The 12,660-nt window shown below is 73.4% G+C and carries 12 protein-coding genes and 1 pseudogene; 9 read left to right on the forward strand and 4 right to left on the reverse strand.

What is annotated here, in order from left to right; genetic code table 11:
• Positions 1-162 precede the first annotated feature (162 nt).
• The 4 genes and pseudogenes from J2N69_RS17005 to J2N69_RS17020 all read left to right on the forward strand — a co-directional run bounded on the left by J2N69_RS17005 (position 163) and on the right by J2N69_RS17020 (position 1,880).
• Positions 163-402: a hypothetical protein gene (locus J2N69_RS17005; RefSeq protein ID WP_230905029.1), complete on the forward strand. Its 240-nt coding sequence runs from the start codon at positions 163-165 to the stop codon at positions 400-402.
• Positions 303-926, forward strand: a pseudogene (locus J2N69_RS17010) (response regulator); the annotation flags it as partial. The gene J2N69_RS17005 and the pseudogene J2N69_RS17010, both read left to right, overlap by 100 nt.
• 107 nt (positions 927-1,033) lie before the next feature.
• Positions 1,034-1,456 carry a helix-turn-helix transcriptional regulator gene (locus J2N69_RS17015; protein WP_127912850.1) on the forward strand — a complete coding sequence of 141 codons (423 nt, stop codon included), beginning with the start codon at positions 1,034-1,036 and terminating at the stop codon, positions 1,454-1,456.
• Positions 1,457-1,466: 10 nt separating this feature from the next.
• Positions 1,467-1,880, forward strand: coding sequence for a VOC family protein (locus J2N69_RS17020; protein WP_230901549.1), 414 nt, complete (start codon positions 1,467-1,469; stop codon positions 1,878-1,880).
• Positions 1,881-1,929: 49 nt separating this feature from the next.
• Here the strand turns inward: J2N69_RS17020 and J2N69_RS17025 are convergent, their stop codons facing one another.
• A complete protein-coding gene (locus J2N69_RS17025; protein ID WP_230901550.1) occupies positions 1,930-3,045 on the reverse strand; it encodes a GlxA family transcriptional regulator in 1,116 nt (371 codons plus the stop codon).
• Between the two features lie 186 nt (positions 3,046-3,231).
• On the opposite strand from J2N69_RS17025, the gene J2N69_RS17030 reads away from it, so the two are divergent.
• Positions 3,232-4,089 carry a S1 family peptidase gene (locus J2N69_RS17030; RefSeq protein WP_230901551.1) on the forward strand — a complete coding sequence of 286 codons (858 nt, stop codon included), beginning with the start codon at positions 3,232-3,234 and terminating at the stop codon, positions 4,087-4,089.
• 115 nt (positions 4,090-4,204) lie between these two features.
• A complete protein-coding gene (locus J2N69_RS17035) occupies positions 4,205-5,173 on the forward strand; it encodes a GlxA family transcriptional regulator (protein WP_230901552.1) in 969 nt (322 codons plus the stop codon).
• A 128-nt stretch (positions 5,174-5,301) separates the two neighbouring features.
• Here J2N69_RS17035 and J2N69_RS17040 read toward each other — a convergent pair whose 3' ends face one another.
• On the reverse strand, positions 5,302-5,694 hold the full coding sequence (locus J2N69_RS17040; RefSeq protein WP_230901553.1) for a winged helix-turn-helix transcriptional regulator: 393 nt from the start codon (positions 5,692-5,694) through the stop codon (positions 5,302-5,304).
• Between the two features lie 65 nt (positions 5,695-5,759).
• Between J2N69_RS17040 and J2N69_RS17045 the strand changes: the two genes are divergently transcribed.
• Positions 5,760-6,665 carry an NAD(P)-dependent oxidoreductase gene (locus J2N69_RS17045; protein WP_230901554.1) on the forward strand — a complete coding sequence of 302 codons (906 nt, stop codon included), beginning with the start codon at positions 5,760-5,762 and terminating at the stop codon, positions 6,663-6,665.
• Between the two features lie 83 nt (positions 6,666-6,748).
• Here the strand turns inward: J2N69_RS17045 and J2N69_RS17050 are convergent, their stop codons facing one another.
• Entirely contained in the window at positions 6,749-7,723 is a 975-nt protein-coding gene (locus J2N69_RS17050; RefSeq protein WP_408056899.1) for a GlxA family transcriptional regulator, read from the reverse strand.
• 185 nt (positions 7,724-7,908) lie between these two features.
• On the opposite strand from J2N69_RS17050, the gene J2N69_RS17055 reads away from it, so the two are divergent.
• Both J2N69_RS17055 and J2N69_RS17060 read left to right on the forward strand, forming a co-directional pair.
• On the forward strand, positions 7,909-8,802 hold the full coding sequence (locus J2N69_RS17055; RefSeq protein ID WP_230904756.1) for an NAD(P)-dependent oxidoreductase: 894 nt from the start codon (positions 7,909-7,911) through the stop codon (positions 8,800-8,802).
• Positions 8,803-8,914: 112 nt separating this feature from the next.
• Positions 8,915-10,399: a peptidoglycan D,D-transpeptidase FtsI family protein gene (locus tag J2N69_RS17060; protein ID WP_230901556.1), complete on the forward strand. Its 1,485-nt coding sequence runs from the start codon at positions 8,915-8,917 to the stop codon at positions 10,397-10,399.
• Between the two features lie 22 nt (positions 10,400-10,421).
• Here the strand turns inward: J2N69_RS17060 and J2N69_RS17065 are convergent, their stop codons facing one another.
• Positions 10,422-12,536: a HelD family protein gene (locus J2N69_RS17065; protein WP_230901557.1), complete on the reverse strand. Its 2,115-nt coding sequence runs from the start codon at positions 12,534-12,536 to the stop codon at positions 10,422-10,424.
• Positions 12,537-12,660 lie beyond the last annotated feature (124 nt).

The raw sequence follows: 12,660 nt of genomic DNA on the forward strand, positions 1-12,660 counted from the left end.
CAGACAGACGCTCGGACAGGCGCCCGCACAAGCACCCAGACAGACGCTCGGACAGGCGCCCGCACAAGCACCCAGACAGACGCTCGGACAGGCGCCCGCACAGGCACCCGGACACCCGGCCGGACAAGCAGCCGGATCAGCAGCCGCCGGTACCGTCGGGCAATGCACCGCACAGGACCGCGCCTACCGAGCGGCACGCATCTCCTGGCGCTCGACGCCTGCGTGGCCGCTCTCGTGACCGCCGCGTACGTGGCGCTCGCCGGGCAGGACGCCTCGGACGGTCTCCCCCGTTTCACCGGCCCGTGGTGGCTGGCCTGGCCGGTGGCCCTGGGCGTGGGAGCGCCGGGACCGGTGCCGAAGCCGTCGAGAGCGCGCGGCTGCTGCGTCCGGACGTCGTGCTAATGGACATCCGGATGCCCGGCATGGACGGCATCGAGGCGACGCGGCACATCGTCGCGTCCCCTGAGACCGCCGAGACACGCGTCCTCATCCTCACCACCTTCGACCTCGACGAGTACGTGTACGGGGCGCTGCGCGCCGGGGCGGCCGGGTTCCTCCTCAAGGACACCTCCCCCGGCGTCCTGCTGGAGGGCATCCGCACGGTCGCCGCCGGGGAGTCGCTGCTCGCGCCCTCGGTGACCCGGCGCCTGATCGCCGAGTTCGCCCGTCTGCCCCACGCGCATCACAGGCACCACGCGCGCCACGCGCAGGACTTCTCGCTCAGGGACCTCACGGAGCGCGAGCGCGAGGTCCTGGTGCTCGTGGCCCGCGGCTTCTCCAACTCCGGGATCTCCGAGTACCTCCACCTCAGCAACGGCACCGTGAAGACGTACATCGGCCGACTGCTCAGCAAGCTGCGGGCGCGGGACCGTGCGCAACTGGTGATCAGCGCCTACGAGTCGGGGCTCGTGAGCACCGCCCACCCCTCGCCCGCTCAGTTCCTCGGCCGGGCCTCCGGCCGAGGGGTGAGGCGACGCCCGGCAGGGCGGCGAAGCACCGGCGCCCGCAGGCGGCGGCCGGTACCGTTCCCCGTATGGCGTCTCTCCCCGACCTCGTCCGCCTGCGCCAGGCCCGTGACCGCATGGACCGTGACTACGCGCAGCCCTTGGACGTGCCCGCCCTCGCCCGGGACGCCCACATGTCGGCGGGCCACTTCTCCCGCAGCTTCCGCGCCGCCTTCGGCGAGAGCCCGTACAGCTATCTCATGACGCGCCGCGTCGAGCGGGCCATGGCGCTGCTGCGGCGCGGGGACCTCTCCGTGACGGACGTGTGCATGGCGGTGGGCTGTACGTCACTGGGGTCGTTCAGCTCCCGGTTCACGGAGCTGGTGGGCGAGAGCCCGAGCGCGTACCGGGCCCGCGACCATGGACCCGGCGCCGCCGTCCCCGCCTGCATCGCCAAGATCCACACCAGACCGGTCAGGAACGGAGAAGCCAAGAATCCCCGGGGTTCCTAGCGTGGGGGGCATGGAAATCAACCTCGCACAGTGCTTCATCGCCGTCGACGACCACGACAAGGCCCTCACCTTCTACCGCGACGCCCTCGGTCTGGAGGTGCGCAACGACGTCGCGTACGAGGGGATGCGCTGGGTCACCGTGGGCTCGCCCGCGCAGCCCGACGTGGAGATCGTCCTCGAATCGCCGCTCGCCGACCCGAGCGCCGCGGAGTCCGACCGGCGGACGGTCACCGAACTGATGGCCAAGGGCCTCCTGCGCGGCGTCATCTTCCGTACGGACGACGTCGACGCCACGTTCGAACGGATTCGCGCCGCGGGCGGCGAGGTCCTCCAGGAGCCGATGGACCAGCCGTACGGCGTGCGGGACTGCGCGTTCCGCGACCCGGCGGGAAACATGCTGCGATTCCGCCGGCCGCGCGGTTGACCACCGCCCGCGGTTGACCTTCACCGCTGTCGCCGAAGGCATCGCGGCTCTACGACGAGCTGTGCCGACGCGGACCTGAACCGGGCCCCGGCCCCAGCACCGCCCCCGGCCCCATCTCCGCCCCCCTCCCCGTCCCCGGAAACGCCCCCACCCGGTCCGCCCGCTCCGGCCACGTGACGCCGGAGACCAGCGCGCGGAACGCGGCGCGGTAGGTGGTGGGGCTCGTGCCGGTGGAGCGTTGGAAGTGGTGGCGCAGGTTGGCCGGGGTGCCGAGGCCGGTGCGGGTCGCGATGCGTTCCACCGGGTCGTCGGTGCGTTCGAGGAGCCGCTGGGCGCGCTGGACGCGGAGGCGCAGCAGGTACTGGAGCGGGGTGAGCCCCGTGTCGGCGCGGAAGCGCCGGGTGAGGGCGCGGACGCCGAGGCCCGCGTGGGCGGCGATCTCGGTGAGGGTCAGCGGGCGGTGGAGGTGGGCCTCCATCCACGCGGTGACCGGCCCCAGGCTGCTGCCGGGCGGAGTGATCGCGTTGTACGCGGCCTCCGGGCCGTCCCCCTGTGGCTCGGTGCCGTCACCGTGTTCCTCGGGGCGGTCGTGCAGCTGCAGGAACAGCTGGCGCTCGGTCTCGATGGCCACGGCCTCCCCGTGGTCCAGGGTGATCAGGTGGAGGCAGAGGTCGATGCCGCCGAGGACCCCGGCGGCGCTGTGGAAGGGACCGTCCGCGACGACCCTGCCCTCGGGGTCGATGTCGACGCGCGGGCGCAGCGCCGCCAGTTCACGCGTGTGCCGGCGGCTGGTCGCCGCGCGGCGGCCGTCCAGGAGGCCGGTGGCCGCGAGCGTGAACGTGCCGGTGCCCACGGCGCCGACCCGGGCACCGCGCGCGACGGCGGCGCGCAGGGCGGCCACGGCCTCGGGCGGCGGCGCGTCACGGAAGCCCGCGTGCCCCGGCAGCAGCACGGTGTCGGCGTCGTCGAGCCCCTCCGGACCCCAGGTCAGGTCGACGCCGAAGGGTGCGGGCCCGCCCGTGCCGCGAAACCCCGGAGCCGCGCAGATCCGCACCTCGTACGCCACCGGGTGGTGGTGCCGCGCGGCGGTGCCGAAGGCGAGTCCGGGGGCGGTGAGCTGGTGCCCCGGCACCCCGTCGAGGGCGAGGACGGCGATCACTGACATGTCCAGAATCTACCCGTGTGCGGGCCGCGCGAGGCGTCCGGAATTTTGTCGCGAGTGACATCGCGGCCGCTGTTCCCGGCCCCCGGGCCCGACGGATGATCGCGGTGCGGCGGCGGACGGAGCGCGAGAAGCGCCCGGCCGGCCACCGCGCCTCCCCGTCAGCGTCTGCGAAAGGGCCCGCTGCTCATGCGCGTCACGACCACCCGTCCCACCCCGCCCGCCTCCGGCACCCGCGCCTCGACCGTGCCGCGCCACCTGCTCGCCCGGGGGGCCGCGGTGCTCGGCACGGCCGCGCTCCTCGGCGTCACGGCGATGACCGGCAGCGCCGGCGCCATCGTCAACGGCGACGACTCCACGCAGCGCTACCCGTTCATGGTGACGGTGCCCGTCAAGGAGTACGGCGCCCAGTGCGGCGCCACGCTCGTCGACGCGCGGTGGGTGCTCACGGCCGCGCACTGCGTGAACCCGGAACTGGCCACGTTGACCGGCAAGATCCGCGTCGGCAGCGACCACCGCACGACCGGGGGCACCGTACGGAACATCGACAAGATCGTCACCGCGCCCGGCTACGCACAGGACATGACGGGCACCAAGCCCAACGTGAACGACCTCGCGCTCATCCGCCTGGACCGCCCGGTCCCCCAGCGGCCCGTCCGCATCGCGAAGAAGGCGGGGCCCGTCGGCACGCCCACCCGCGTCCTCGGCTTCGGCACCGTCGTGGAGGCGCCGACGCTGGAGGAGGCGAAGTTCCCCGACCGGCTCCAGCAGCTGGACACCCGCAGGGGCGCGGTGACCGAGTGCGCCCCCGGCTGGGCCGGCCCCACCCGGCTGTGCACGGTCAGCACGAAGCCGAAGGCCATGGCGTGCAACGGAGACTCCGGCGGCCCGCAGCTCCAGCGCGCCGGGAACGGCCGCTGGGAACTGATCGGCGCCACCTCGGGCCCGGGCTCCGCGCGGCAGGGGTGCGCGACCGGGCCGGGGCTCTACACCAACGTCCCGGTCTACGAGGACTGGATCAGCAAGACGATCCGCCACCACGGCTGACACCCGCCGAGAACCCACGGCCGCCGAGTAACTGACACCCGCCGAGAAACCACAGCTGACCCCCGCCGAGAACCGGGGCCCGGATAACCGGGACCCGCCCCGCCCGCCTGCTTGGATGACCGACATGTCAGTCATCGCCGTCCTCGCCCTCGACGGGACCCCGGCGCATCACCTCACCACCCCCGGCCTGGTCTTCGGCACCGCCTCCCGGCACCAAGGCGTGGCCTACGAGGTCAGGCTCTGCGCGGCCCCCGGTTTCCGGGCGACGGGCGGTCCGGGCCCGGCGCTCGCCGTCCGCCCGCCGCACGGCCTCGAAGGCCTCGCGGACGCGGACACCGTCCTGGTCCCCGGGTACGCCGGCCACCGCGCCGGGCCGCCCGAGGCCGTCGTCGCCGCGCTGCGTGCCACGGCGGACCGGGGCTGCCGCCTCGCCGCCGTCGGCACCGGCACGTTCGTACTGGCGGCGGCCGGCCTGCTCGACGGGCGGCGCGCGACGACCAGTTGGCGGCACGTCGAGGAGCTGGCCGAGCGGCATCCCCGTATCGACGTGGACGCCACCGGCACCGTGGTCGAGGACGGGCCGTTCCGCACGGCGGGGGGCGTCTTCGGCGGTATGGACGTCTGCCTGAGCCTGCTGGCCGGCGACCACGGCCGCCGGGTGGCCGGGGAGACGTCACGGGAACTGATCACGCCCCTGCACGCCGACGCGGACAGCGTCCAGGAGGCCATCGACCGGGAGGTCACGGAGAGCGCGGGCCTCGAACCCACCCTGCGGTGGCTCCAGGCGCGCCTCCACCTCCCGCTGACGCTCCCCGAGATCGCCGCCCACGCCCGCACCAGCGTCAGCAGCGTCACGCGCCGCTTCCGCGCCCACACGGGGCTCAGCCCGCTCCAGTACCTGCTCCGCGCGCGCCTGTACGAGGCGATGCGGCTGCTGCGCGAGACGGACACGCCCGTCGAGCACGTCGCGGCGGCGACGGGGTTCACCTCACCCGCGGCCCTGCGCCGCCACTTCCGCGCGCTCACCGGCACCACGCCCCGCGACTACCGCCGGGCGCACCGCCCGCCGCGCCCGGCGGCATGACCCTCGCCCCACCGTCGGCTCCTCCTCCCCATGGCCACTTTTTTGTGGGTACTTGGCGTGCGCCGCGTCTCGGGCCAACCTGGTGTCACGCCGCGAAACACGGGGAGAGGAGGAGCGGTGACGCGACATCAGGAAGCCTGCGGCAGCCCGGAGTTGGCACTCGACTCCGGCTGGAACGCCGGCCGTGACGCGGCCAGCCGGTCCAGGCGGCGGTGCCCCCAGTCCGACAGGGGTGCCAGCGCCTCACAGAGGTCACGGCCGAACTCCGTGAGGGAGTAGACGGTCTTCAGCGGCCGTACGTCGTGCACCTCCCGGTGCACGATGCCGTCCGCCTCCATCTCGCGCAGCGCCTGGGTCAGCACCTTCTCGGTGAGCCCCGGCAGCAGGCGCAGCATCTCACCGGGCCGGTGCGGGCCGCTTTCGAGCGGCCAGAGCAGCGCCGTCTTCCACTTGCCGTCGATCACGGCGATCGCGGCGGTCACACCGCACACATTCGGGTCCTGGGCACGGCTGCGCGTCATCGCGGGTCCCCCTCGGTCCTTTTCGTACTTCTCGTACCTTTTGCATGTCACATTGGAGCTGACTCATGTCGTCGTACGCCGAACAGTCTGCCGCCACCGGCACCCCCGCCGTCACCCTCATCGGCCTGGGCCCGATGGGCCGGGCCCTTGCCGCCGCGTTCCTGGCGGCCGGGGTGCGGACCACCGTGTGGAACCGCACGCCGGGGCGGGACACCGAGTTGGTCGAGCGGGGCGCGATCAGCGCCCGTACGGCCGAGGAAGCCGTGGCGGCGAGCCCGTTGACCGTCGTCTGCGTCGTCAATTACGACGCGTCGGACGCCGTGCTGCGCCGTGACGCCGTCACCGCCGCGCTCAAGGGGCGCACCCTCGTGAACCTCAGCGCCGACACCCCCGAGCGCGCGCGGGACACGGGACGGTGGGCCGCCGAGCACGGCATCGCGTACCTGGACGGGGCGATCATGACACCGGTCCTCAGCATCGGCACACCGGAGGCGGTCTTCCTCCTCAGCGGCCCGGCGGACCTCTACGAGCGACACCGCCCCGTCCTCGACGCGCTGGGCGGCACCCGGACCCATCTCGGCGAGGACATCGGCCGCGCGGCCGCGTACGACGTCGCACTGCTCGACATCTTCTGGACCGCGGCCACGGGCTACATGCACGCCCTGGCGCTGGCGAAGGCGGAGGGCATCACCGCGCGGGAACTCGCCCCGTTCGCCCAGGGCATCGGCGCGATCCTGCCCCCGCTCTTCGAAGAGACCGCGGCGGAAGTCGACGACGGCACGTTCTCGGGCGCGGACAACCCGATCACGTCGGCGGCCTCGACGATGGCCCACGTCATCCACGCCTCCGAGGCCCACGGCATCGAGGCGGGCGTGATGCGCGCCGCCGAGGGGCTGGCGCGCCGCGTCATCGGGGAGGGCCACGGGGCCGACGGCATGACCCGGATGGTGGAGCTGCTGGGCCGCCGCTGAGCCGGGGCCACGGGGTCGCGCGCCGGGGGCGACCGGGCAGCCGCGGGGTCGGCGGCCGTCTCTCTCCCCCCGCCCACGACCGATCATCCGGCCGGGCGGCGGCTGAAGAAGGACCGCCGGTAGTCGCCCGGCGACACCCCCACCTGCTTGAGGAAGTGGTGCCGGAGGTTGTTGGCCGTGCCGAGGCCGCTCAGCTCGCCGATCCGCTCCACCGGCAGGTCCGTCGACTCCAGGAGGCTCTGGGCCCGCGCCAGGCGCTGGTTGAGGAGCCACTGGAGCGGCGTCGTGCCGGTCGCCGCCCGAAGACGGCGGTAGAGGGTGCGCGGGCTCATCGCGGCCCGGCGCGCCAGGTCGTCGACGGTCAGCGGGCGGTCCAGACGGGCACGGGCCCAGTCCAGTACGGGACCGAGTCCCGCGTCGTCCGTCTCCGGCACGGACAGGTCGATGAACTGGGCTTGGCCGCCCGGGCGGTGGGCGGGCACCACCATGCGCCGGGCCAGCTGGTTGGCGACGTGCGCGCCGAGGTCGCGGCGCACCAGATGCAGGCAGAGGTCGACGCCCGCGGTCAGACCGGCGCTGGTCAGGACGTCGCCGTCGTCCACGTAGAGCACGGAGTCGTCGACCGTCACCTTCGGGTAGCGGGCGGCGAGCTGGGCGGTGTGCATCCAGTGCGCGGTGGCCCTGCGGCCGTCCAGGAGGCCCGCCTCGGCCAGCGCGAAGGCGCCGGTGCACAGGGAGACCATGCGGGCGCCGGCCGCGTGGGCGGCACGCAGCGCGTCGGTCAGGCCCGGCGTCAGCGGCCTGCCCTCCTCGACGCAGGCGTCCGGCACGGAGGTCACGATGACGGTGTCCGCCCCGGCGAGCCCTTCGAGCCCGTAGGGGGTGCGCAGCGCGAGCCCGAACTCGCTCCCGCCGCCGTCCCGTTCCCCCGTGGCGCACAGCCGCAGGTCGTACCAGTGGTCGGACAGGTCGGGCTGCGGCTTGCCGAACACCGTGAAGGGGATGCTCAGTTCGTACAGATCCCAGGACGGGACCCCGATCTCCTCGGCCACGACCACCGCGACGGAACCAGCGCCAGTGCTCATGCGGTGAGCGTACGAGGGCACGGGCACCCGGCGGTCAGCGGCAGGATTTTGGTGATCGCCGTCACCGCTGTCACTGTCGGGCGCCGCCGCGCCCTGCGAGCGTGATCCCCATGAACGCGCGGAACACGAACGCACAGCACCCCAGCCCGAACCCCGACATGAACCGCCGCCCCGCTCCCGTCACCGTCATCGGCCTCGGCCTCATGGGCTCCGCCCTCGCGGGCGCTCTCCTCGACCGCGGCCACCCCACCACCGTCTGGAACCGCACCCCGGGGAAGGCGAAGCCCCTGGCCGACCGGGGCGCGCACGTGGCGGCGACACCGCAAGACGCCGTCGCGGCGAGCGGCCTCGTCCTGGCCTGCGTACTCGACTATGACGCCCTGCGCACCGTCCTCGACCCGGTCGCCGAAGCGGGCGGGCTCGCCGGGAAGTCGCTGGTCAACCTCACCTCGGGGGCTCCGGAACAGGCCGTGGAGCTGGCGGCGTGGGCCGCTTCGCACGGCGCCGACTACCTCGACGGCGGCATCATGACCACCCCGCCGGGCGTCGGCGACCCCCGGATGATGTTCCTCTACAGCGGCTCGGAGGCCGTCTTCGAGACGCACCGCCCCGCCCTCGCCGCACTCGGCGACCCGCTCTTCCTCGGGGCCGAACCGGGCCTCGCCTCGCTGTACGACTCGGCGCTGCTCGGCCTGATGTGGGCGACGTTCACCGGCTGGCTGCACGGCACCGCCCTGGTGACCTCCGACGGGACCACGGCCACGGACTTCACCCGGGTCGCGCTGCGCTGGCTGAACGGCGCCGTCTCCGGTTTCCTCACGACGTACGCGCCCCAGGTGGACGCCGGCCACCACCCCGGGGACGACGCCACGATCGACGTACAGATCGCCGCCGTCGACCACCTCATCCACGCCGCGCACGCACGCGGCATCGACAACTCCCTGCCCCAGCTGTTGAAGTCGACGATGGAGCGGGCCGCCGCCGCGGGCCACGGCTCCGACAGCTACGCGAGCGTGATCGAGGTGCTGCGCGACGGCGCGACCCGCCGGTAGAACCCCGTCCGTGCCCCGCCCGTACCTGCCGGATTCCGGTACGCTCCGAGCGGGGAAACGGACAAGATGGACCACAAGCGTTCATCCGTCGGCCCGGGGGGAGCCACCACCCATGAACCGTCCGCTGCGGCACATCGCCGTCTTCTGCGGCATCCTCACGCTCGCGCTGCTGCTGCGGGCGAACTGGGTGCAGTTCGTGCAGAACGACAAACTGGCGAACCACGAGAAGAACCGCCGCGTGCAGATCGAGGCGTTCTCCCACCCCCGCGGCGACATCATCGTCGGCGGCAAGTCCATCACCGGCTCGAAGAAGACGTCGGGCACCGACTTCGCGTACAAGCGGACCTTCAAGGAAGGCCCCATGTACGCGCCGGTGACCGGCTACTTCTCGCAGGCCCAGGGCGGCACCTTCCTGGAGGGTGTCCACAACGGCATCCTCAGCGGCAATGACGACCGGCTCTTCATCAAGCGCACCCTGGACATGCTGACCGGCAAGAAGCAGCAGGGCGGTGACGTCGTCACCACCATCGACCCGAAGGCGCAGAAGGCGGCCTACCGGGGCCTGGTGGAGCTGGACGCCAAGGGCGCCGTCGTCGCGCTCGACCCGCGCACCGGCAAGGTGCTCGCCCTGGCCAGCACCCCCTCGTACGACCCCTCGGTCTTCGCGGGCATCTCGCAGGAGGAGGGGCGGGCCTTCGAGCGGCTGCGCAAGCGCGCGGACAAGCCGCTGAGCAACCGCGCGCTGCGCGAGATCTACCCGCCGGGCTCCACCTTCAAGATCCTCACGGCCGCCGCCGCCCTGGAGCACGGCGTCGTGACGGACATCGACAAGCCGACCGGCGCCAGGACCCCGTACAAACTGCCCCTCAGCTCCACCCGCATCGGCAACGACGTGCCGGACTCCAACTGCGACAAGGTGTCGGTGAAGACCGGCATGCAGTGGTCCTGCAACAACGTCTTCCTCGACATCGCGCTCAAGGTCGGCAAGGACAAGATGCGCGAGACGGCGGAGAAGTTCGGGTTCAACGAGGAGCAGTTCATCCCGGTGCGGGCCGCCGCCAGCAGCTATCCGGAGCGGCTCGACAAGCCGCAGACCGCGCTGACCGGCATGGGCCAGGGCAGCCTGACCAGCACCCCGCTCCAGATGGCGATGGTCACCGCGGGCCTCGCCAATGACGGAAAGGTCATGAAGCCGTACCTGGTCGAGGAGTTGCGCGGCCCCGACCTGACGACGATCGAGAAGGCCGAGCCCCACCCGCTGAACCAGGCCGTCTCCGAGGACACCGCGAAGAAGGTCCAGGAGATGATGGAGAACACCGTCGAGAACGGCACGGCGAACAAGGCGCGGATCTCCGGCGTCACGGTCGGCGGCAAGACCGGCACGGCCCAGCACGGCGCGGACGTCACCGACGAACGCCCGTACGCCTGGTTCGTCTCCTACGCCAAGACCCCCGGAGACGACGACGGCGAGTCCCCGGTCGCGGTGGCGGTCTTCGTCGACCCGTCGAACATGGACATTCCGCGCTCGGAGATCGCCGGCGGCAAGCTGGGCGCGCCGATCGCGAAGGCCGTCATGGAGGCGGTCCTGGAACGCTGACCGGCGCCCGTCGCCCCTCCGGTCACGCCTCCCACGGCAGCGGCCGGCCGTGCACCACGTCGAGCCGGGACACCGCCCGGGTCAGCACCACGTACAGCCGGTGCGGGCCGCGCCGCTCGGCCTCCGCGATCTCGGCGGGTTCGACGGCGACGACATGGTCGTACTCCAGGCCCTTGGCGAGCGAGGCGGGCAGCACGGTCACGCGGGCGCCCAGCTCGTCGGGGTCCGCGGCCTCTATCCCGGCCGCCGCCAGGGCTTTACGCAGCCGCCCGGTCCGCGCGTCGGCGGCGATGACACCGACCGAGCCCTCCCACGCGAGCGCGCCCCGCACGGCCTCGACGGCGGCGGCGTCCACATCCCGCGCCGCATGGACCCGCAGCTCCCCGTCGGCCCGCATCGACCGCGCGGGCGGCACGTCCACGTCGAGGCGGGGCAGGAGCCGGTTGGCGAGCCCCACGATGGCCCGCGGCACCCGGAAGCCGGTGGTCAGCGGGGTCACCGTGGCGTCCGGCTTGCCGAGGTGGCCGAGCAGCTCGGCCCAACTGCGGGCCGCCCACGGGGTGGTGGCCTGCGCGAGGTCACCGAGGACGGTCAGCGAACCGAAGTCCGAGCGGCGCGCGATCGCCCGGCACTCCATCGGCGAGAGGTCCTGCGCCTCGTCGACGACGATGTGCCCGTATCCGGCCGGGCGTTCGAGCAGCCCCTCGATCTCGTCCATCAGCACCAGGTCGGCGGCGCTCCACTTCGCCGACTTGTACGAGCGCGGGGGCCTGGCCCACCGGATCGCCTGCTGCTCCTCGGCGTCGAGGACGCCGTCCGCGGCGGCGGCGAGCGCCTCCGGGTCGCCGAGCAGCCCCGCGAGGACCTCGTCCGCCCTGACCTTGGGCCAGGCCCGGTCGACGAACGCGCTCACGGGCCGCGACCGGGCGATCTTCTGCACCCAGACGTTGCCGCGCGGCCCCGACCGCCGCTCGGCCTGGTCCTGGACGGCCCGCACGGCCCGGCTCCGCACCCGCTCACGCCCCACGGCGTACGGCGGCTCCTCGCCCCGCACGGCGTCGACGATCCGCTCCAGCTCGTCGAGCGGCACCCGCCAGCGGTACGACCCGTCCGGCACCGCCAGTGACTCGGCGGGCGGCGCGACGCGGGAGTACAGCGCGCGGCGCAGCACGGTCGCCATCCGGGCGTCGTGCTTGACGAGGGCGGCGGCCTCGTCGTCCGTGGCGCGCACCGGACGGCCGTGGTCCCGGTTGATCTCGTCCCGCACGGTGGCCTGGCGCACCCCGCTCTCGCCGAGGGAGGGCAGCACCTCGGCGATGTAGCGCAGGAAGGTCTGGTTGGGCCCGAGGATGAGCAGCCCGGAGCGGCGGATGCGCTGGGGGTGGGTGTAGAGGAGGTAGGCGGCGCGGTGCAGCCCGACGGCGGTCTTGCCGGTGCCGGGGGCGCCCTGGACGCAGAGGGAGGCGGTGAGTTCCCCGCGGACGAGGTCGTCCTGTTCGGGCTGGATGGTGGCGGCGATGTCCCGCATGGGGCCGACGCGGGGGCGCTCGATCTCCCCGGCGACGATACGGCTGCCGCCGCCCTCCGCGGCCTCGCCCGCGGCCAGGTGCTCGTCCTCCATGCCGGTGAGGTCGGCGGAGTCACCCTTGCTGCCGGGCGCCCACCCGAACCGGCGGCGGACGGCGACGCCCTGCGGATCGCGGGCGCCGGCCTGGTAGAAGGCGCGCGAGACGGGCGCGCGCCAGTCGACGACGAGGGGCGGGGCGGAGGGGTGCTCGGTGATGCGCAGCCGCCCGATGTGGTAGCGCTGCCCGCGGTGGTCCCCGGCCTCCTCGGCGGCGGGTCCGGTGGCGGCGAAGTCGAGGCGGCCGAAGAAGAGGGGCGCTTCGGGCAGCTCGCGCAGCTCCTTGGCGTGGCTGCGGAACTGGTAGCCGAGGACTTCGGCGTCGGCGCCGGACGCGGAGACGTCCGCTCCTCCGACAACCCGGTCCTGGGCGCCTTCGACCATGCGGGCCAGGGCGGCGCGGCAGGCGTCGTGGTAGTCGCGTTCTTGGGTGATGGGGGTGATGGGGGTGAGGGGTGCGTGGGGGGCGAAGGGGTTGTGGGGAGGGCAGGTCTGGGGAGTTGGGGCGGCCATGCCCGCCAGAATAATGTAACCGAGTTAAGTTCGTAACCGAGTAACGCACACCCTGTCGGCAACCCGGTAACGCCCGTGCCCGCAACCCAGGCACGTTCGTAACCGAGTCACGCCCCCGCCCCGC

The sequence above is a fragment of the Streptomyces huasconensis genome (assembly GCF_021028635.1).
GTDB lineage: Bacteria > Actinomycetota > Actinomycetes > Streptomycetales > Streptomycetaceae > Streptomyces > Streptomyces huasconensis.